Raw genomic sequence first — 20,138 nt, forward strand, 5'->3', positions numbered from 1 at the left:
CTCTACGACGGGGGGCGCGAGATGAACACACTGCACGGCAGCACTTCCAGCGCAGTTATCACGCGACTCCACGATGTCGTCCGGACCGGCGAGAAGTCCGGTGCCGTACGGGGCTGTACCCGCAGCACCGGGCGTCAGCGGCCGCCCTTCACGGTGGCCATCGACGCGATGAGGGTGGAAATCGACCCGGGGCACGGGGGCAAGGCCGCCCACGGGGGAGAAAACGGGGGAAACACCGGGGGAGCGGAGTACGGGGAGGCCACGGGGGAACGGCGTTCCGCGTCGGAGGCGGCCGAGGCCGAAGCGGCCTTCACCGCCTACGTCCAGGAGCGCCGCGCCTCCCTGTACGCCACCGCCTACCACCTGACCGGCGACCGCTACGAGGCCGAGGACCTGCTCCAGAGCGCGCTGTTCTCGACCTACCGGGCGTGGGACCGGATCAGTGACAAGGCGGCGCTCGGCGGCTATCTGCGCCGCACCATGACCAATCTGCACATCAGTGCCTGGCGCCGGCGCAAGCTCAACGAGTACCCGACCGAGGAGCTGCCGGAGACGGCCGGTGACGTGGACGCGATGCGCGGCACCGAGCTGCGGGCCGTGCTGTGGCAGGCGCTGGTCCGGCTGCCCGAGACGCAGCGCACGATGCTGGTGCTGCGCTACTACGAGGGCCGTACGGACCCGGAGATCGCGGACATTCTCAACATCAGTGTCGGCACGGTGAAGTCGAGCATCTGGCGCGCCCTGCGCCGGCTGCGTGAGGACGAGGTCCTCAGCTTCGGCCGTGACGAGGAGGAGTCCTTCGGCGAGCTGGTGGCCTGAGGACCGGGGGGAGCCCGGGGGGCAGGGGGAACGCCCGAGGGGGAACGGGGATACGGGGGAACCGGCCGAAGCGGAGTGATCCACGGAGGCCGGGCGTATCGGGGGATACGGGGGAGCAGGGGGAGAAGAGCGGGTTCGGACGGCCGGGGGGTCTGTCCGAGCCCGCTTCTTCGTGTCTGCGCCGGGTGCGCGCAGGCGCCGTCGCGGCACCGCCCGGCCGGTCAGGAACGGACGGCCGCGCCTCCGCCCCGTCAGGAACGGACGGCCGCGCCCACCGCGTCCGGCGTCCCCGCGGCCGATATCCGGGCCAGCGCCTCCGGCTTGGCGCAGGCGTGCGCGCCCAGGGCGGTGTGCCGGGCGACGACCGACCGCTCGGCGCGCAGCAGCCGCAGGCCGCGACGGACGAGATACGGGGCGGACTTGCGGCCCTCGCGCAGATCCCGCGCCAGCCGCCGGCGGAAGGTGGTGGTGGGGCGGCCGCGCAGACACAGCGCGTCGGCCAGCAGCCCCGCGGCCCGGCAGTCCGCGATGACCTCGGCCGCGAAGATGCCCTCCGCGATGAACAGCGGGGCGCCGCCGAGGTCGAGCCCCGACGCGCCCACCCGGGCGCTGCTCGCGATGTCGTACACCGGGACGTCGGCCCGCCCCGTACGGCACAGCGCGTCGATGGCCGCGACGGCGGCGCCGGCGTCCCAGGACAGCGGCGCGTCCCAGTCGGCGCCGCCGCCGTCGGGCAGTTGCGGCAGCGTCGGGTCCGTCCCCTCCTTGTAGAAGTCGTCGAGGTTGAGGACGGGGAGGCCGCTGCGGGCGGCCAGGGACGTCTTGCCGGAACCCGAGGGTCCGGTCAGCAGAACGACCTGGGCAGCAGGGGGCCGGGCGGCGGACGGCCGGGTGGCGGTGTGGGAGCTCACGGGCACCCATTGTCGCGTATTGCGCCGTGTGGGGTACCCCTGGCGCGCGAGGTGGATCGACCCCCGCCCCTCAACTACGCTACGCAGTCAATTGATTACCCGAATGCTCTGGCTCGCACAGCACTTCGAACCCTTCGATCCACAGGCAGGTGGCACATGCCCTCCCATGCGCGTCCCAAGCCCAGCCGCGTTCCGCGCGCCTTGCTGCGGGCGGGACTGGTGATCTCCGCCGCCGGTGCGGCGCTCGCGGCGGGCGGTGCGGCCACGGCGAGCGCGGCGCCGGCCGCCTCGGACCTCGCCACCGACACCGGTGCCGCGGCCTCAGGGCTGACCGGCGCCCTGCTGCACTCCGCGGCCGGCGGCCTCGGCCCGGTCAAGAAACTCCAGTTGGACCCGCTGGCCAACACCTCCGTCGACCCGCTCGCCAACGTCGTGAGCACCCAGATCGCCGACTTCAAGCCGGTGGGCACCTCGCTGCTGACCGGCGCCCTCTCGAACGGCGCCGCGCTCAAGGACCTGCCGCTGGTGGGGACGGTGACGAAGGTGCTGCCGGGGTGAGCGGTCGCGGCCGGCCCGCGGTCCGGCGCGGCGGGCGCTGCCTCGGCGGCTCCCACCGCCCGGACCGCTCGCGCCCCGCCGCAGGAGCCGCGACGCTCGAACGGCCCGGGCAGGCCCGGGATCAGCGCCCCCGGAAGGCCCCGACCAACGCCTCCATGTCCTCCTGGAACGAACAGGACAACGCCAGCCACGAGCCGTCGACGAAGACCAGGTCGAAGCGGCCGCGGGGGAACACCGTGCGCGGCCTGGGCCGCAGTTCCGCGATGTTCGACAGCTGGATCTGGGCGGCGACCTCCAGCTCCGGCGGGCGCTCCCGCCAGCCGGAGGCATGGTCCGTCAGCACGAACAGCCGGCGGTCGGTGAGTGCCTGGTGCCGCGGCGAGCCGCCCGCGTTGGTGACCTGAACGAGGAACCGGCCGGCCATGCTCGCCCAGTCGCCCTCCATGGTCCTGCCGAACAGGGCACGGTTCGCGGCGTCGTCGACGGCGTCCGCGAGGTTCTCCTGCGCCTCGTTGAGGTTCTCCGCGACCGTGCCGACCGCGCGCGTCACCGGGTTGCCGACCAGCCGGTTGTCGAGCGGCCTGCCGCCGGGCCGGCTGCCGGCCGTAGCACTGGGCGGCCGCGACGCCTTGTCGAGCACCTCGCTCAGCGCCCCCAGGATCCCTTTCTCGCGCGCCGGCCGCTTCCGGGGCGCCCGCAGCTGGGCGGGCACCAGCGGCAGGTCCGGGTACTCGGCGTATTCCCTGGCCTCCCACAACACCTCACCGGGGTGCAGGAACTGGCGGCAGGGGGTGACGTGATCAGGTTTCACGCCCTCATCTTCCCTGTCCGGTACACCACAACGGTGCGGGGCCCCGCCCCATGGGCGAGACCCCGCACCGTCGTTGCACGGACGCCGTACGGACGCCGCAGCAGTCCTGAACGGCGTCGCAGGAGCCCTACACCCCCATGGGATGCCAGACCGTCTTCGTCTCCAGGAAGGCCAGCAGACGGGCGGTGCCAGGGTCGGCGGTCCAGTTGACCGGGGCCGGGCGGAGGACGCGCTTGAGGTTGTCGGCCGCGGCCGTTTCCAGGGCCGCTGCCAGTTCGTCGTCCGCGCCCGCGAGATCGAGGGCGTTGACGTCCTGGTGGGCGGCGAGCGGGGCGGACAGTTCCGCGGTGCGGCCGGAGAGGATGTTGACCACGCCGCCCGGGAGGTCGGAGGTGGCGAGCACCTCGGCCAGGGAGAGGGCGGGCAGCGGGGCGTTCTCGGCGGCCGCCACGACCACCGTGTTGCCGGTGACGATCGCCGGGGCGATCACCGAGACCAGGCCGAGGAACGACGATTCCTGCGGGGCCAGGACCGCGACCACACCGGTCGGCTCGGGGGCCGACACGTTGAAGTACGGGCCGGCCACCGGGTTGGTGCCGCCGGCGATCTGGGCGACCTTGTCGGACCAGCCCGCGTACCAGACCCAGCGGTCGATCGCGGCGTCCACCTGGGCCGTGGCCTTCGCCTTCGACAGCCCCTCGGCCGCGGCGACCTCGGCGGCGAACTGGTCGCGGCGGCCCTCCAGCATCTCGGCGATGCGGTAGAGGATCTGGCCGCGGTTGTAGGCCGTGGCGCCGGACCAGCCGCCGACGGCCTTACGGGCGGCGACCACCGCGTCCCGGGCGTCCTTACGGGAGGCCAGCGGGGCGTTGGCGAGCCATGTGCCCTTGGAGTCGGTCACCTCGTACACCCGCCCGCTCTCGGACCGGGGGAACTTGCCCCCGACGTACAGCTTGTAGGTCTTGAAGACGGAGAGTCGGCCAGTCAGCTCAGACATTGAGGTACGCCTCCAGACCGTGCCGGCCGCCCTCGCGGCCGTAGCCCGACTCCTGGTAGCCGCCGAAGGGCGAGGCCGGGTCGAACTTGTTGAACGTGTTGGACCAGATGACGCCCGCGCGGAGCTTGTTCGCCATCCACAGCATCCGCGAGCCCTTCTCCGTCCAGATGCCGGCGGAGAGGCCGTAGGGGGTGTTGTTGGCCTTCTCCACGGCCTCGGCCGGGGTGCGGAAGGTCAGTACGGACAGCACCGGGCCGAAGATCTCCTCGCGGGCGATGCGGTGCGCCTGGGTGACGCCGGTGAACAGCGTCGGGGCGAACCAGTAGCCCGTGGTGGGGAGTTCACAGGACGGCGACCAGCGCTCGGCGCCCTCGGCCTCGCCCGCGTCGGCCAGCGCGGTGATCCGGGCCAGCTGCTCGGCGGAGTTGATGGCGCCGATGTCGGTGTTCTTGTCCAGTGGGTCGCCCACCCGCAGGGTCCGCATCCGGCGCTTGAGGGCGTCCAGCAGCTCGTCCTGGACGGACTCCTGGACCAGCAGGCGGGAGCCCGCGCAGCAGACGTGGCCCTGGTTGAAGAAGATGCCGTTGACGATGCCCTCGACGGCCTGGTCGAGCGGGGCGTCGTCGAAGACGATGTTCGCCGCCTTGCCGCCCAGCTCCAGGGTCACCTTCTTGTCCGTGCCGGCGACCGTACGGGCGATGGCCTTGCCGACCTCGGTGGAGCCCGTGAAGGCGACCTTGTTGACGTCCGGGTGCGCGACCAGCGCGGCGCCCGTGGAACCGTCTCCCGTCAGGATGTTGACGACACCCTTCGGCAGGCCCGCCTGGCGGCAGATGTCCGCGAAGAACAGCGCGGACAGCGGGGTCGTCTCGGCGGGCTTGAGGACGACCGTGTTGCCGGTCGCCAGCGCCGGGGCGATCTTCCACGCGAGCATGAGGAGGGGGAAGTTCCAGGGGATGACCTGGCCGGCGACGCCCAGGGGGCGGGGGTTCGCGCCGTAGCCGGCGTGGTCGAGCTTGTCGGCCCAGCCCGCGTAGTAGAAGAAGTGCGCGGCGACCAGCGGCAGATCGGCGTCCCGGGACTCCCGGATCGGCTTGCCGTTGTCCAACGACTCCAGCACGGCCAGCTCGCGCGAGCGCTCCTGGATGATCCGGGCGATCCGGAAGAGGTACTTGGCGCGCTCGGCGCCGGGCAGCGCGGACCACTTCTCGAATGCCTTGCGGGCGGCCGTCACGGCGCGGCCGACGTCGTCGCCGGTGGCCTGGGCGACCTCGGAGAGGACCTCCTCGGACGACGGGGAGACGGTCTTGAAGACCTTGCCGTCGGAGGCCGGGGCGAACTCGCCGTCGATGAACAGGCCGTAGGACGGCGCGATGTCGACGACCGCGCGGGACTCGGGTGCGGGTGCGTAATCGAAGGTCATGGGAGCCTCAGTCCACCGTGACGTAGTCGGGGCCGGAGTAGCGGCCGGTGCTGAGCTTCTGGCGCTGCATCAGCAGGTCGTTCAGGAGGCTGGAGGCGCCGAAGCGGAACCAGTCGGCGGTCAGCCAGGGCTCGCCGAGCGTCTCGTTGACCATGACCAGGTACTTGATCGCGTCCTTGGTCGTCCGGATGCCGCCGGCCGGCTTCACGCCTACCTGGACGCCGGTCGCGGCGTGGAAGTCGCGCACCGCCTCCAGCATCAGGAGGGTGACCGGCGGGGTGGCGTTGACGGCGACCTTGCCGGTGGACGTCTTGATGAAGTCGGCGCCCGCGAGCATCGCCAGCCAGGAGACCCGGCGCACGTTGTCGTACGTCTGGAGCTCACCGGTCTCGAAGATGACCTTGAGGTGGGCGGCGCTCCCGTCGGGCCGGGCGCACGCCTCCTTCACGGCCTTGATCTCCTCGAAGACGTCCATGTAGCGGCCGGAGAGGAAGGCGCCCCGGTCGATCACCATGTCGATCTCGTCGGCGCCGGCCGCGACCGCGTCCCGGGTGTCCGCCAGCTTGACCGGCAGCGCGGCGCGGCCCGCGGGGAAGGCGGTGGCGACGGACGCGACATGGATGCCGGAGTCGCCGAGCGCCTCCTTGGCCGTCGCGACCATGTCCGGGTAGACACAGATCGCCGCGACCTTGGGGCTGGTGCGGTCGGTGGGGTCGGGGTGGACACCCTTGGCGCACAGCGCCCGGACCTTGCCCGGGGTGTCCGCGCCTTCGAGGGTCGTCAGGTCGATCATCGAGATGGCGAGATCGATGGCGTACGCCTTCGCCGTCGTCTTGATCGAGCGGGTGCCGAGGGTGGCGGCGCGGGCCTCGAGGCCGACCGCGTCGACGCCCGGGAGGCCGTGCAGGAAGCGGCGCAGCGCACCGTCGTCGGCGGTCACGTCCGCCATTGACGCCAGACGCCCCGCGGCTTCCTTGCCGTATGCGGGAACAGTGATGGGCATGGTCACGAGGGGAGCATATCTACGCGCGTAGCACCATGTCATCCCCCTCAGCCGTCCGAATCCGGCCGGGCGGACGGGGCCGGATGCCGGCAACGTGCCCGGTGGGGGCGCCGGATGAGGCCCGCACCGGGGCGCGGACCTGCCCACGGCGCGCGCCTGAATGATGCCGTAACGCAATGTCCGGCATCCGGACGGTCAGGCAGAATCGGCCCCATGACGAGCCAGGACCGGACCTCCCCGCCCCAGCAGCAGTACGCGGAGCGCAGCTACCGCTCGCCCGCGGCCCTCGCCGGCGGCGCGCTGCTCCTCCTGCTCGGACTCTGGCTCGGCGGCGACGCACTGCTGCGGGGCGACGCGCACACCAAGCTGACGGCGCTGTTCGCGCTGGTCCTCGGGGTACCGCTGGTGGTCGCCTTCAACCTGCGGCCGCTGGTCAGGGCGGGCGAGGACCGGCTGACGGTGCGTAACCCGTTCCGTACGATCACGCTGCCGTGGGGCGCGGTGGAGGACCTGCGGGCGGGGTTCTCCGCGGAGGTGTTCACCAGCGGCGGCAAGTACCAGCTGTGGGCCGTCCCGGTCTCGCTGCGGCAGCGCAAGAAGGTCAGCCGCCAGGCGGCGCGGGGCGCCGCGCCCCGGCCCCGGTTCGGGCTCGACGCCGACGCCGGCCCGGTACCGCGCGCCATGGCCGACCAGACCCTCGACGAACTGCGTGAGATCAAGGAGCGCGCCGCCCACCGCGAGAGCGCCCAGGGCGAGCCGGTGGTGCGCTGGTCGTACGCGGTGCTCGTGCCGTTGGTGGTGGGCGCGGTGGGGCTGGCCGTGATGGTGGCGCTGTAGTTGGCCCGGGCCCTGCGGCCCGTAGTGCTGTAGCCGGCCCGGGCCTGCGGCCCGTAGTGGGGACCGGGGAGTTGAGCGCACCCCAGGGTTGTTTCCCCGCCGCCCACCCCGGTGTTGTTGTTTCCCCGCCGCCCACCCCGGTGTTGTTGTTTCCCCGCCGCCCACCCCGGTGTTGTTGTTTCCCCGCCGCCCACCCCCCTTCGGGGGGTGGGCGGGTACGGGAGGGTGGGGTGGGCGGGTACGGGAGGGTTCAGATCCCCGCCGCCTCCGCCAGGTCCCGCTTGATGGACGCCAGCGCCGTGGTGGCCTTCGTGTGGGCCTCGGGCAGGGCTTCGGCCGAGGGCACCGGGACCACGACCTCCAGGTAGCACTTGAGCTTGGGCTCGGTGCCGCTGGGACGGACCACCACGCGGGCGGCCTCGATCCCGGCCGCCGGCGAACCGGACAGGTAGTAGCGCAGCCCGTCGGTCGGCGGCAGCGTCTCCGTGCCCTGGTTCAGATCGTCGGCTCGGGTCACGGTCAGGCCCGCCAGCGCGGTCGGCGGCTGCGCGCGCAGCCTGCGCATGGCGTCGGCGATCAGCGACAGGTCCTCGACGCGGACCGAGAGCTGGTCGGTGGCGTGCAGCCCGTGGTCCAGCGCGAGGTCGTCGAGGAGGTCGCCGAGGGTGCGCCCGGACTGCTTGAGTTCCGCGGCCAGCTCGGTGATCAGCAGCGCCGCGGTGATGCCGTCCTTGTCGCGGACGCCCGCCGGATCGACGCAGTAGCCGAGCGCCTCCTCGAAGGCGTACCGCAGACCGTCCACCCGGGCCAGCCACTTGAAGCCGGTCAGCGTCTCCTCGTACGGGAGCGAGGCGGCGGACGCAATACGGGACAGCAGCTGGGAGGAGACGATGGTCGTCGCGAACGTGCCGGCCGCCCGCTTGCGCACCAGGTGGGCGGCGAGCAGCGCGCCGACCTCGTCGCCGCGCAGCATCCGCCAGCCGTCCGGCGTGCCGGGGGCGGGGACGGCGACGGCGCAGCGGTCCGCGTCCGGGTCGTTGGCGATCACGATGTCGACGCCGGCGGTGTTCCGGGCGGTGGCGAACGCGAGGTCCATCGCGCCCGGCTCCTCCGGGTTGGGGAAGGCGACCGTCGGGAAGTCCGGGTCCGGCTCGGCCTGTTCCGCGACGACCGTCGGCGCCGGGAATCCGGCCCGGGCGAAGGCGGCGACGAGGGTGTCCCGGCCGACGCCGTGCATGGGCGTGTAAACGACCTTCGTGTCCCGGGGGGAGCCGGGCGTCAGGACCGCGTCCGTACGCGCCAGATAGGCGTCCAGGACCGTCTCGTCGAGGGTTTCCCAGCCGGCCTCCGGGCGCGGGACGTCGGCCAGCGAGCGGACCGCGTCGATCTCGGCGGCGATCTCACCGTCCGCGGGCGGCACGATCTGGGAGCCGTCGCCCAGGTAGACCTTGTAGCCGTTGTCGCGCGGCGGGTTGTGGCTGGCGGTGACCTCGACCCCGGCCACCGCGCCCAGGTGCCTTATCGCGAAGGCCAGGACCGGAGTGGGCAGCGGGCGCGGCAGCACCGCGGCGCGCAGGCCCGCGCCGACCATCACGGCCGCCGTGTCACGGGCGAAGTCGGCGCTCTTGTGGCGGGCGTCGTAGCCGATGACCACCAGGCCGGAGCCGTTGCCCTGGGCCTTGAGGTACGCGGCGAGGCCGGCCGCGGCCCGGATGACCACCGAGCGGTTCATCCGCATCGGGCCCGCGCCCAGTTCACCGCGCAGCCCGGCGGTGCCGAACTGGAGGGTGCCGGCGAAGCGGGCGGCCAGCTCGGCGGTGTCCTCGGCTGCGATGAGCTTGGCGAGCTCGTCCCGGGTCTCCGGGTCGGGGTCCTCGGCCAGCCATGCCTGGGCCCGGTGGGTCAGCTCCGCGGGATCGGTAGCCACGTGATGCTCCTGACGGTGGATGGGGGTGGGGCGCGCTGAGGACGGCTGAGGAGGCAGGCCCTCTCGGCTCGTCACGCATACCCGGTACGCGGGTACGGGGAGCCGCGAAACCGGCCAATGCCACTGGATGGCAGCGCGCGGGGGAGGGCCGCGCCGCGCGGTGGGGTGGACCGGCGGGCCCGGTGCGGTGCGGACGGGGCGGCCCGGCGGGTGGGTCACCCGCCGTGGCCGTCAGCCGTCGTCGTCCGGCGCGGCGCCGTGGCGCCGCGGTGGCTCAGAGCTTGCCGAGCACCTGGGCGAGCAGGCTGCCCATCCGGGTCGCGGAGTCGCGGCCGGCCTGAAGCACCTCTTCGTGGTTGAGCGGCTCGCCCGTCATGCCGGCGGCGAGGTTCGTCACCAGCGACAGCCCGAGCACCTCGGCGCCGGCCTCGCGCGCCGCGATGGCCTCCAGGACGGTGGACATGCCGACCAGGTCGGCGCCCAGGGTCCGGATCATCTTGATCTCGGCCGGGGTCTCGTAGTGCGGGCCGGGGAACTGGGCGTAGACGCCCTCCTCCAGGCTCGGGTCGACCTCCTTGCACAGCGCGCGCAGCCGCGGCGAGTACAGATCCGTCAGGTCGACGAAGTTCGCGCCGACGATCGGGGAGGTGGCGGTCAGGTTGAGGTGGTCGCTGATGAGGACCGGCTGGCCGGGGCGCATGCCCTCGCGCAGACCGCCGCACCCGTTGGTGAGCACGATGGTCTTGCAGCCGGCCGCGGCGGCGGTGCGGACGCCGTGCGCGACCGCGGCGACCCCGCGCCCTTCGTAGTAGTGGGTACGGCCCAGGAAGACCAGCGCCCGCTTCGCGCCGACCTGGTACGAGCGGATCTTGCCGCCGTGCCCGGCGACGGCCGGCGCCGGGAAGCCGGGCAGCTCGGTGATGGGGAATTCGTGCTCGGGCGCGCCCAGGGCCTCGGCGGCCGGCGCCCAGCCGGAGCCCATCACCAGGGCGACGTCATGGGTCTCGGCGCCGGTCAGCTCACGCAGACGGGCGGCGGCGTCGGCGGCGGCACCCTGGGGGTCGCGCGCGATGTCCGGAGTAACAGATGCGTTCACGCGGACGAGGGTAGCCGGTAATCCCCTACGCGCGTAGATGTCGCTGCTCACGGTGCTGGGATCGAATCGTTGTGGCATCTGCCAAAAGCAGGTTCCCGGGCGCGTCGCGGCACCCGTACGGCGGCGTGCCCGCCCCGGTCGGCGCGCCGGCGCCCGTCAGCAGGGCCGCTTGCGCAGCTCCATCACATAGTCGTGCGGCGCGCCCGCCGACTCCGCGGCATCGGCGATCTCGCCCAGATAGCGGGCCGACGGCAGACCGCCCTCATAGCCGTTGAGGACATAGATCCACGCCGCCTCGTCGCCTTCGAGGGTGTGCGCCCGCACCCGCATCCGGCGGTAGATGTCCATGCCGACGCCCTCCCAGCGGTCCATGGACTCCTCGTCCATGGGCGCGATGTCGTAGAGCGCGACGAAGAGCTGGGAGCCGGGGGATTCGACGACCGTCGCCAGCGCGCCCTCCCAGCCCATCTGCTCGCCGCCGAAGGTGAGCCGCCAGCCGCTGAGCCAGCCGGTGCCGCGCAGCGGCGAGTGCGGTGCGCGGCGGGACATCAGCCGCGCGTCGAGGTTGCCGGCGTACGCGGCGTAGAGCGACATGGTTCCGAGGGTACGGGAGGTTGCCCTTCGGGCTCGTGGTGGCGGAGGTCCGGACGGTAGCCCAGGTGGAGCGCGCTCCGGAGCCCCTCAGGCACGGAGGATGCCCCCGGACGAGAGTGACGTACCGGCGTGCGGGACAATGGAGTACGTGACTCGGATCGTGATCATCGGTGGCGGACCCGGCGGATACGAAGCGGCCCTGGTGGCGGCTTCTCTCGGCGCGGAGGTGACCGTCGTCGACTGCGACGGTCTGGGCGGGGCATCGGTGCTGACCGACTGCGTGCCGTCGAAGACTCTGATCGCCACGGCCGAGGTGATGACCACCTTCGACTCCTCCTATGAGGAGCTCGGCATCATCGTCGAGGACGACACTCCGCACGTGGACCGGCCCGCCCGGGTCGTCGGCGTCGACCTCGGCAAGGTCAACCGACGGGTCAAGCGCCTCGCACTCGCCCAGTCGCATGACATCACCGCGTCCGTGACCCGCGCCGGCGGCCGGGTCATGCGCGGCCGCGGGCGGCTGGAGCCGGGCCAAGCGCCGGACGGCTCCCGCAAGGTGACGGTCACCGCCGCCGACGGCACCTCGGAGGGGCTGATCGCGGACGCGGTGCTGATCGCCACCGGCGCGCACCCCCGCGAGATCCCGGACGCGCTCCCCGACGGCGAGCGCATCCTGAACTGGACGCAGGTCTACGACCTCGACGAGCTGCCCGAAGAGCTGATCGTGGTGGGTTCCGGTGTCACCGGTGCCGAGTTCGCCGGTGCCTACCAGGCGCTCGGTTCCCGCGTCACCCTCGTCTCCTCCCGGGACCGCGTGCTGCCGGGCGAGGACCCGGACGCCGCCGCCGTCCTGGAGGACGTCTTCCGCCGCCGCGGCATGAACGTCATGTCGCGCTCCCGGGCCCAGTCCGCCAAACGGGTCGGCGACCGCGTCGAGGTCACCCTGGCCGACGGCCGCATGATCTCCGGTACGCACTGCCTGATGGCGGTCGGCTCCATCCCCAACACCGACGGGATCGGCCTGGAAGCGGCCGGCGTCAAGCTCACCGACTCCGGCCACATCTGGACCGACAAGGTCTCCCGCACCAGCGCCCAGGGCGTGTACGCGGCCGGCGACTGCACCGGCGTCTTCGCGCTGGCGTCCGTCGCCGCGATGCAGGGCCGGATCGCGATGTACCACTTCCTCGGTGACGCGGTCACCCCGCTGAACCTCAAGACGGTCTCCGCCAACGTCTTCACCGACCCGGAGATCGCCACCGTCGGTTACTCCCAGGCCGACGTCGACAGCGGCCGGATCGACGCCCGGGTCGTCAAGCTTCCGCTGCTGCGCAACCCGCGCGCCAAGATGCAGGGCATCCGCGACGGCTTCGTGAAGCTGTTCTGCCGCCCCGGTACGGGCATCGTCGTCGGCGGTGTGGTCGTGTCCCCGCGCGCCAGTGAGCTGATCCATCCCATCTCGATCGCGGTCGACAACAATCTGACCGTCGAGCAGATCGCCAACGCCTTCACGGTCTACCCGTCGCTGTCCGGCTCGATCGCCGAGGTCGCCCGCCAGCTGCACACGCGCAAGGCCGCCAGCGAGTAACCGAGGGTGCCGGACCGGCGGCGGCCGATTCGAATGTTCGTGCCCGCCGTGCGCACTGGGGATGAAACGTCCCTGCATCGGACCGGGACCGGGCTGCTCCGGTCCCGGCCGCCGCGGGCCCCGGCAAGGCGACTGACCAGCGGTCAAGCGGCTCGTCCCGCCCGGTAGTTCGACATCCGCACGACATATGCAGACCGCATACCACGTCACGCTCCGCGGTGCGTACAACTTCCGTTAATTGGTGCAACCTGCTGAAAACAGACGGTCGTTGGCGTTACTGTCAGTTTCGTGTTCGCTGCAGAACGTCGCCAATTGATCCTTGAAATGGTGCGCGCCAATGGAGCCGTATCGCTCCGGGAGCTCGCCCGCGTCGTCCAGACCTCCGAAGTAACCGTACGGCGGGACGTGCGGGCGCTGGAGGCAGAAGGACTGCTCGACCGCCGGCACGGCGGTGCGGTCCTGCCGGGAGGCTTTACCCGCGAATCAGGATTCCCACAGAAATCCCATCTAGCGACCGCGGAGAAGACGGCCATCGCCGATCTCGCGGCCGGCTTCGTCGAAGAGGGCGAGGCCATCGTCGTCGGCGCCGGAACGACCACGCAGGAGCTGGCCCGCCGGCTCGCGCGGGTCCCCGGCCTGACCGTCGTCACCAACTCGCTGCTGGTCGCCCAGGCGTTGGCCCATGCCAACCGCGTCGAGGTCGTGATGACCGGCGGCACCCTGCGCGGCTCCAACTACGCGCTGGTCGGCAGCGGTGCCGAACAGTCCCTCCAGGGTCTGCGGGTCTCCCGCGCCTTCCTGTCGGGCAGTGGGCTGACCGCCGAGCGCGGGCTGTCCACGTCCAACATGCTCTCCGCCAGCGTCGACCGGGCGCTGGTGCAGGCGGCGGGGGAGGTGGTGGTGCTCACCGACCACACCAAGCTCGGCTCCGACACCATGTTCCAGACCGTGCCCACGGATGTGATCACGCGGCTGGTCACGGACGAGCCGCCGGGCCATGACGACCGCGCCGCCACGGAACTCCAGGCGCTGGCCGATCAGGGCGTCCAGATCGCCGTCGCCAACGGCTCGGGCGTGGGCCACGGGCCCGGGCAGCCGGGGCGGGACGCCGGCCAGGGGGACCGCAGAGGGCCCCGGCGGGACGTCCCGCTCCCGGGCCAGCGGCGCAGCCATGCGCCGGGCGGCGGGGCCGGCGGTCCACAGCTCCGCTCGGCCCCGTCCCTGAGTGAGGCTGCCGGCGGCCGGGTCGCCGATCTGGCACCACGGCGGCGCTGAGCGCAGACGTCGGGGGCGCGTCACCGTGGCGCGCCGGCCCGGCGCAGCGGACCGCTGGTCAGCGGTGGTCCGCCTTCAGCCCGCGCAGCGTGAGCGTCAGCAGCCGGTCGGCGAGCTGGGGGTCGTCCGGGGATTCCTCGGCGGCCAGGGCGATGCCGTTGGTCAGCTGCATCAGATCGCTGATGCTCACATCCGGGCGTACGGCCCCGGCCTGCTGGGCCCGGGTCAGCAGCGCCCCGCCGGCCTCCCGCATCGGCACGCTGCACCGGGCCATGCCCGAGCTGTCGTCCGCCGATGCCGTCATCAGCGCACGGGACAGCCCGCGGTAGGTGGTGGCGTGGGTGATGATCGCGCGCAGCCACTCGACCAGCGCGGCGCACGGCTGCGGCGCGTCGGCCAGCTCCCTGGCGTGCGCCAAGAGGGCGTCCACCTCGCCCTGGAAGACCGCGCCCATCAGGGCGGTCCGGTTGGGGAAGTGGCGGTAGAGGGTGCCGATACCGACGCCGGCGCGGCGGGCGATGTCCTCCAGCGAGGTGTCCGTGCCGTGCTCGGTGAAGGCCGTACGGGCCTCGGTCAGCAGCCGCTCGTAGTTGCGGCGGGCATCGGCCCGCATGGGGCGTACGTCAGGCGTCCGCGCCGGTGCGGTCGCCGCGGGGCCCCTCGTCTGCGGCTGCCCTGCCGTCTCGGTCGCCATCGCCGTCCTCCCTCGACCCGGCCGGTTGCGGCCCGGTGGCTCCAGGATGCCATTGCGTCCTCGGCGGCTGTCCCGGTGCGGTGGGCAAGGCTTTCCGGACCGCCCCTCCGTATGGCCGGCACGGTCCCGCCGCGCCCGCCCGGTGGCCGTCCGGCAGACCTGGGATGAAGTCCCGGCATCCTCCGGTGGGCACGCGGCCGAACACCTCGGCGGCCCCGCAACGCCGGGCCGGCAAGCGCCATCAAACCAGGCGCAATGAGGTCTTCCGGGGTGTTCCGGGGGACCGGGGAGGACGCCGTGACGAACCGCCGGGGAAGCGGGCGCGGCGCGGGACATCTGAGGAAAACGTCATGGGACTGACCAGCCGATCGCTGTTGTACGCCATGATCGCGGTCGCCGTGGTCTGTGTGGGTCTCACGCTCTGGCTGTGGCCGCGGTTCGCCGGGCGCGGGCCGCGGGCGCTGCTGGGGCGGCTCGGCTCGATCGTCACGACCCAGCTGGCCATCGTGGCGGCGCTCGGCCTCGTGGTGAACGCCAACTTCCAGTTCTACGGGTCGTGGCACGAGCTGCTCGGCCTGTACGACGACGCCCCGGCCGCCGTCGGCAAATGGGGCGACCAGGGGACGGCCGGGCCCGTCGGCGACCCGTCGAAGGGCCTGGTGCAGCCCTCGGGGCCGGAGGGGCTGGACAAGGTGCACGGTCTGCCGAAGGGGGCGCCGGAGCAGGCCGGGAAGGTCGAGACCGTACGGATCGTCGGGAAGCGGACCCGGGCGGTGAACCCGGCGTACGTCTATCTGCCGCCGCAGTACTTCCAGCAGGGGTACGCCCGCCAGCGGTTCCCGGTCGTCGTCGCGCTCAGCGGCTACCCCGGCGGCACCTTCCTGCTGGGCCAGCATCTGCGGCTGCCGCAGACCGCCGGGCGGCTGATCCGGGCCGGCACGATGCAGCCGACGGTCATCGTGATGCTGCGGCCCACCATCGCCCCGCCGCGCGACACCCAGTGCGTCGATGTGCCGGGCGGTCCGCAGGCCGAGACGTTCTTCGCCCGCGATGTGCCGGACGCGCTCCGGTCGCACTACCGCGTCGGCCACGACCCCGGCGCCTGGGGCCTGCTGGGCTACTCCTCGGGGGGCAGCTGCGCCCTCCAGCTCGCCATGCGGCACGACCGTACGTACACCGCGGCGGCCGCCCTGTCGCCCGACTACCGGGTCAGCAACGACGCCACGACCGGCAACCTCTTCGGGGAGGGACGGGACCGGGTGCGCCGCCGCCAGGAGCACGATCTGATGTGGCGTCTGCGGCATCTGCCGGCACCCCGGGTGAGCGTTCTGGTGGGCACCAGCCGCACCGGCGAGAAGAACTATCCGGCGGCCAAGGAGTTCCTCGCCGCCGTCAAACCGCCGATGCGGGCGGAATCCGTCGTCCTCAACCACGGCAGCCACAACTTCGCCACCTGGCGACGCGAACTGCCCGCCGCGCTCGAATGGATGGGCCGGTCGCTGAGCTTTCCGGACGATGTGGTGGGGAACTCGTAGGGGCCCTGGCGGATGCGTGCCCTGACGGATGTGTGCCCTGAACGGACGCGTGCCCTGAACGGACGCGAGGGGCCCCCGGCAGCGTGCCGGGAGCCCCTCGTCCGTCTGGGGGAATGCCGTCGGGCGTCGGTCAGTCCTTGATCTCGCAGATCACCGCGCCGGACGTGAGCGCCGCGCCGACCTCGGCGGTCAGGCCCTTGATGGTGCCGGAGCGGTGCGCGTTGAGCGGCTGCTCCATCTTCATCGCCTCCAGGACGACGACCAGCTCGCCCTCGGTGACCTGCTGGCCCTCCTCGACGGCGACCTTGACGATGGTGCCCTGCATCGGGGAGGCGAGCGCATCGCCGGAGGCGGCGCTGCCGGACTTCTTGGCGGCCTTCCGCTTCGGCTTGGCACCGCCGGCGACCGCGGCCCGGGCCAGCGGCATGCCCAGCGAGGACGGCAGCGAGACCTCCAGGCGCTTGCCGCCGACCTCGACGACGACCGTCTCGCGGCTGTCGGCCTCGCCCTCGTCCACGCCGGGGGCGGCGAACGGGGGGATCTCGTTGACGAACTCGGTCTCGATCCAGCGGGTGTGGACCGTGAACGGGTCGGCGGAGCCGGTGAGTTCGGGGGCGAACGCCGGGTCCTGGACGACCGTGCGGTGGAAGGGGATGGCGGTGGCCATGCCCTCGACGGTGAACTCCGCCAGCGCCCGCGCGGCGCGCTGGAGGGCCTGCTGACGGGTGGCGCCGGTGACGATCAGCTTGGCCAGCAGCGAGTCCCAGGCCGGGCCGATGACGCTGCCGGACTCCACGCCCGCGTCCAGGCGGACGCCGGGGCCGGACGGCCCGTCGAACTTCGTGACCGTGCCGGGGGCCGGGAGGAAGTTGCGGCCCGGGTCCTCGCCGTTGATCCGGAACTCGAAGGAGTGGCCGCGGACCGCCGGGTCGTCGTAGCCGAGCTTCTCGCCGTCGGCGATCCGGAACATCTCGCGGACCAGGTCCAGGCCGGTGACCTCCTCGGTGACCGGGTGCTCGACCTGGAGCCGGGTGTTGACCTCCAGGAAGGAGATCGTGCCGTCCTGACCGACCAGGAATTCGCAGGTGCCGGCGCCCTCGTAGCCGGCCTCCTTGAGGATGGCCTTGGACGCGCGGTACAGCTCGGCGTTCTGCTCCTGCGTCAGGAACGGGGCCGGGGCCTCCTCCACCAGCTTCTGGTGGCGGCGCTGGAGCGAGCAGTCACGGGTCGAGACCACGACCACATTGCCGTGCTTGTCGGCCAGGCACTGGGTCTCGACATGCCGCGGACGGTCCAGGTAACGCTCGACGAAGCACTCGCCGCGGCCGAACGCGGCCACCGCCTCGCGCACCGCGGAGTCATACAGCTCCGGAACCTCTTCGAGCGTCCGGGCCACCTTCAGGCCGCGGCCGCCGCCACCGAAGGCCGCCTTGATCGCGATGGGCAGGCCGTGCTCCTTGGCGAAGGCCACGACCTCCTCCGAGCCGGAGACCGGGTCGGGCGTGCCGGCGACCAGCGGCGCACCGGCCCGCTGGGCGATGTGCCGCGCGGCGACCTTGTCACCGAGGTCACGGATGGCCTGCGGGGGCGGGCCGATCCACGTCAGCCCGGCGTCCAGGACGGCCTGCGCGAACTCGGCGTTCTCCGACAGGAAGCCGTACCCGGGGTGGATGGCGTCCGCGCCCGAATCGGCGGCGGCCGCCAGGACCTTGGCGATGTCCAGGTAACTGGTGGCAGGAGTGTCACCGCCCAAGGCGTACGCCTCGTCTGCCGCGCGTACGTGCAGTGCGTCCCGGTCGGGGTCGGCGTAGACGGCTACGCTGCCGATCCCCGCGTCCCGGCAAGCACGGGCAACGCGAACAGCGATTTCGCCACGGTTGGCGATGAGCACCTTGCGCACGATGGGTCCTTCCTTGGCGCTTCGCCGCATCTATTGGATGCCGCGATTTTAGGGACTGGCGACACCGCGTGCCGACCCGTTCCCTGGGGTGAGCTTGCCCACACGGAGTGTGCTCGGGGCGCCAGTGAGGAACCTAAGTCCCCTGGTATCCCAGGGTAGGCCCGGATTCCTGGGCTCCGGCTCGGGTCCTGGTGTGGCCTAGGTCTCGAACTTCGGGCGTCCAGCGGATCGTCAATTCTTTGTGGAGTCCCTACGAATGGGCGAAGGAAACTTTGCGGTCGACTCCGTCCGTCGGCGCGCCGTCGCCTCCTGCCGCAGTCGTCCACACCGGCCCGCGCACAACCCTTGCCCCACGATTACCCTCCCCCGAGCTCTTCACGAGCAGGGGGGACCCCCAGTAGCGTGCCCGATGTCCTTCGGTACCCATGGGTAACAGGGGTAACGGCGGCAACAGGCGCCCACATGGCGCATCGGGCGGGGCGAACGGCGGAAGTGGGTGGACGAGGTGCGGGTGGCACGACGGCCGGTGGCCTTGGCCGCGGCGGTGGTACTGATCCTGGAGGCGTTCGGGATCGTGCTGCTGAACTGGATTCTGAGCATCGTCGTGGACCGCCAGCAGATGTCGCTGGCCGGGCTCCAGCCCCGCGCGATGTCCACCGGCTCCTGGGTAGGGGGCATTCTCTTCGGCCTCTACCTGCTGTTCTGCGCGGTCGTCCTGATCCGCTGCGCGCTGCGCGACCGCGCCCCCGGCGGTTTCACCCGTATCGCCCTCATCAGCTGCGCGGTGGTGCACGGCATGCTGGGCGCCTTCGCCGTCGGCCTGGTCGGCTGGGTCGCCTTCCTCGCGATGATGGTCGTGCTGGGGCTGCTGGTGCTGACGCTGATGGCGTACGGCGAGGGCCTTTCGGGGGATGCGCACGGAAACGCCGAAAACACCCCGAACGGCGCACCGCCGGTGGCTCCCACGTCCGCCTGACCCCCTCGCTTCCCGTCCGGCGGCGGGCCGAGCGGTCCCGCCGGGCCCGAACTCCCCTTGTTCCGGGGCGGATCGACTCCCCTCGGGGCCGTGCGACACGCCCGGGTAGGCTCTGCGGGCGATGTCGTAGACACACGGGGGATGGTGTGCATGCCTGCATCTGTCGCGGGTGCGGGGGGCCGGGCGCGCGGGAGCGTCATAGGGCCCTACACGGTGTTGAGGGGGCTGGATGACGAAGCGTCCGGCATACCCGTACCGGAACGGCGGTTCATCGGACGGAGCGCGGACGGGGACCGTACGGTCCTGATCGGCGCGCCGCTGCCGGGCGCCGACCCCGGCCGGTTCCTGGCCGAGGCGGAGACCTCGCGCTATCTGCTCGGCCCCTGGTCCTCACCGGCCACCGAGGTCGCCGCCCCCGGTGACGCGCCCTGGCACGCCCGCCCGTATGTGCCCGTGCTCCCGCTGCCCGCCGCGCTCACCGTGCACGGCGGCCCGCTGCCCGAGGGCACCGTACGGGCCCTCGGCGCCGCCCTCGTGGAGACCCTGGCCATCGGGCACGGCCAGGGCCTGGCCCATGCCGGCGGGTCACCCGCGGCCGTGCTGCTGGCGGCCGACGGGCCCCGGCTGACCTGCTTCGGGGCGGTACGGGCCGCCGCCGGGGACGGCGCGGCGCGCTCCGGGCTGCCCGGTCTGGAGTCGGGCAGCCTGCCGCCGGAAGAGGCGGCGGGCGGGCGGCCGCAGCCGGCGGGCGACGTCTACGCGCTCGGCGCGACGCTCGCCTATGCCGCCACCGGCTACACCGTGCCCGAGCGGGAAGAGCTCCCGGCCGGCCTGCGGACCGTCGTCACGGCCTGTCTGTCCCGGGACCCGGCGGCCCGCCCGCGCCCCGCCGAACTGCTTGATCTCCTCGGTGCGGGCGGCCCCGCCCCCGAGCCGCCCGCCCCGGCTTCCGGACCGCTGCCCTCCGACACCGTGCTCCTGCGTTCCGGGGATCCGGCCCCCGCGCCGTCCGCACCCGCCCCTGCTTCCGGACCGTCCCCCGACACCGTGCTCCTCCGCTCCGCGGAACCGGCCGGCCGTGCCGCCGCGCTGCTCGGTCCCGGCTGGCTGCCCGGCCGGATCATCGCCGCGCTCGCCCGCCAGTCGGCCGGGCTGCTCGCCGCCACCCTCCCGGTTCCGCCCGTCCCACAGGACTGA

At 72.6% G+C, this 20,138-nt stretch carries 18 protein-coding genes; 8 read left to right on the plus strand and 10 right to left on the minus strand.

The features are described from left to right. Positions 1–21: 21 nt before the first annotated feature. Entirely contained in the window at positions 22–819 is a 798-nt protein-coding gene (locus ACFWJW_RS01185; RefSeq protein WP_387233067.1) for a SigE family RNA polymerase sigma factor, read from the plus strand. Positions 820–1,070: 251 nt separating this feature from the next. Here the strand turns inward: ACFWJW_RS01185 and ACFWJW_RS01190 are convergent, their stop codons facing one another. Further along, positions 1,071–1,730, minus strand: coding sequence for a uridine kinase (locus tag ACFWJW_RS01190; RefSeq protein ID WP_387233070.1), 660 nt, complete (start codon positions 1,728–1,730; stop codon positions 1,071–1,073). A gap of 156 nt (positions 1,731–1,886) precedes the next feature. Between ACFWJW_RS01190 and ACFWJW_RS01195 the strand changes: the two genes are divergently transcribed. Next, positions 1,887–2,288 (plus strand): hypothetical protein, encoded by a 402-nt coding sequence (locus tag ACFWJW_RS01195; protein WP_387233073.1) that lies wholly within the window; start codon positions 1,887–1,889, stop codon positions 2,286–2,288. Between the two features lie 121 nt (positions 2,289–2,409). On the opposite strand, the gene ACFWJW_RS01200 is transcribed toward ACFWJW_RS01195, so the two are convergent. From ACFWJW_RS01200 to deoC, 4 genes are all read right to left on the minus strand, one after another. Then, a complete protein-coding gene (locus ACFWJW_RS01200) occupies positions 2,410–3,099 on the minus strand; it encodes a hypothetical protein (RefSeq protein WP_387233076.1) in 690 nt (229 codons plus the stop codon). Positions 3,100–3,226: 127 nt separating this feature from the next. Further along, the gene (locus ACFWJW_RS01205; RefSeq protein ID WP_387233079.1) at positions 3,227–4,096 is read right to left on the minus strand and encodes an aldehyde dehydrogenase family protein; all 870 of its coding nucleotides are present in this window, start codon (positions 4,094–4,096) and stop codon (positions 3,227–3,229) included. Then, the gene (locus tag ACFWJW_RS01210; protein WP_387233081.1) at positions 4,089–5,519 is read right to left on the minus strand and encodes an aldehyde dehydrogenase family protein; all 1,431 of its coding nucleotides are present in this window, start codon (positions 5,517–5,519) and stop codon (positions 4,089–4,091) included. The genes ACFWJW_RS01205 and ACFWJW_RS01210 overlap by 8 nt, the downstream gene beginning before the upstream one ends. Positions 5,520–5,526: 7 nt before the next feature. Then, positions 5,527–6,522 (minus strand): deoxyribose-phosphate aldolase, encoded by a 996-nt coding sequence (gene deoC, locus ACFWJW_RS01215; RefSeq protein WP_340487612.1) that lies wholly within the window; start codon positions 6,520–6,522, stop codon positions 5,527–5,529. A 213-nt stretch (positions 6,523–6,735) separates the two neighbouring features. On the opposite strand from deoC, the gene ACFWJW_RS01220 reads away from it, so the two are divergent. Then, positions 6,736–7,359 carry a PH domain-containing protein gene (locus ACFWJW_RS01220; protein WP_387233084.1) on the plus strand — a complete coding sequence of 208 codons (624 nt, stop codon included), beginning with the start codon at positions 6,736–6,738 and terminating at the stop codon, positions 7,357–7,359. A 250-nt stretch (positions 7,360–7,609) separates the two neighbouring features. On the opposite strand, the gene ACFWJW_RS01225 is transcribed toward ACFWJW_RS01220, so the two are convergent. The 3 genes from ACFWJW_RS01225 to ACFWJW_RS01235 form a co-directional block, all read right to left on the minus strand. Then, complete coding sequence (locus tag ACFWJW_RS01225; protein ID WP_387233087.1) at positions 7,610–9,286, minus strand: phospho-sugar mutase; 1,677 nt, start codon at positions 9,284–9,286, stop codon at positions 7,610–7,612. A gap of 274 nt (positions 9,287–9,560) precedes the next feature. After that, positions 9,561–10,382 (minus strand): purine-nucleoside phosphorylase, encoded by an 822-nt coding sequence (locus ACFWJW_RS01230; protein ID WP_387233090.1) that lies wholly within the window; start codon positions 10,380–10,382, stop codon positions 9,561–9,563. A 156-nt stretch (positions 10,383–10,538) separates the two neighbouring features. After that, positions 10,539–10,976, minus strand: coding sequence for a gamma-glutamylcyclotransferase (locus tag ACFWJW_RS01235; protein WP_085924734.1), 438 nt, complete (start codon positions 10,974–10,976; stop codon positions 10,539–10,541). A gap of 139 nt (positions 10,977–11,115) precedes the next feature. Here ACFWJW_RS01235 and ACFWJW_RS01240 point away from each other — a divergent pair, with 139 nt between their 5' ends. After that, positions 11,116–12,561: an NAD(P)H-quinone dehydrogenase gene (locus tag ACFWJW_RS01240; protein WP_327224872.1), complete on the plus strand. Its 1,446-nt coding sequence runs from the start codon at positions 11,116–11,118 to the stop codon at positions 12,559–12,561. A gap of 288 nt (positions 12,562–12,849) precedes the next feature. Continuing rightward, positions 12,850–13,836: a DeoR/GlpR family DNA-binding transcription regulator gene (locus tag ACFWJW_RS01245; RefSeq protein WP_387233094.1), complete on the plus strand. Its 987-nt coding sequence runs from the start codon at positions 12,850–12,852 to the stop codon at positions 13,834–13,836. Positions 13,837–13,894: 58 nt separating this feature from the next. On the opposite strand, the gene ACFWJW_RS01250 is transcribed toward ACFWJW_RS01245, so the two are convergent. Beyond that, positions 13,895–14,530, minus strand: coding sequence for a TetR/AcrR family transcriptional regulator (locus ACFWJW_RS01250; RefSeq protein ID WP_387233097.1), 636 nt, complete (start codon positions 14,528–14,530; stop codon positions 13,895–13,897). A 350-nt stretch (positions 14,531–14,880) separates the two neighbouring features. On the opposite strand from ACFWJW_RS01250, the gene ACFWJW_RS01255 reads away from it, so the two are divergent. After that, a complete protein-coding gene (locus ACFWJW_RS01255) occupies positions 14,881–16,065 on the plus strand; it encodes an alpha/beta hydrolase (RefSeq protein ID WP_387233098.1) in 1,185 nt (394 codons plus the stop codon). A 130-nt stretch (positions 16,066–16,195) separates the two neighbouring features. Here the strand turns inward: ACFWJW_RS01255 and ACFWJW_RS01260 are convergent, their stop codons facing one another. After that, a complete protein-coding gene (locus tag ACFWJW_RS01260; protein ID WP_387233101.1) occupies positions 16,196–17,965 on the minus strand; it encodes an acetyl/propionyl/methylcrotonyl-CoA carboxylase subunit alpha in 1,770 nt (589 codons plus the stop codon). Between the two features lie 511 nt (positions 17,966–18,476). On the opposite strand from ACFWJW_RS01260, the gene ACFWJW_RS01265 reads away from it, so the two are divergent. Next, entirely contained in the window at positions 18,477–18,941 is a 465-nt protein-coding gene (locus ACFWJW_RS01265) for a hypothetical protein (RefSeq protein ID WP_387233104.1), read from the plus strand. 150 nt (positions 18,942–19,091) lie between these two features. Further along, a complete protein-coding gene (locus ACFWJW_RS01270) occupies positions 19,092–20,138 on the plus strand; it encodes a serine/threonine protein kinase (protein ID WP_387233107.1) in 1,047 nt (348 codons plus the stop codon).

The organism is Streptomyces sp. NPDC127097 (assembly GCF_042724075.1).
Classification (GTDB): domain Bacteria; phylum Actinomycetota; class Actinomycetes; order Streptomycetales; family Streptomycetaceae; genus Streptomyces.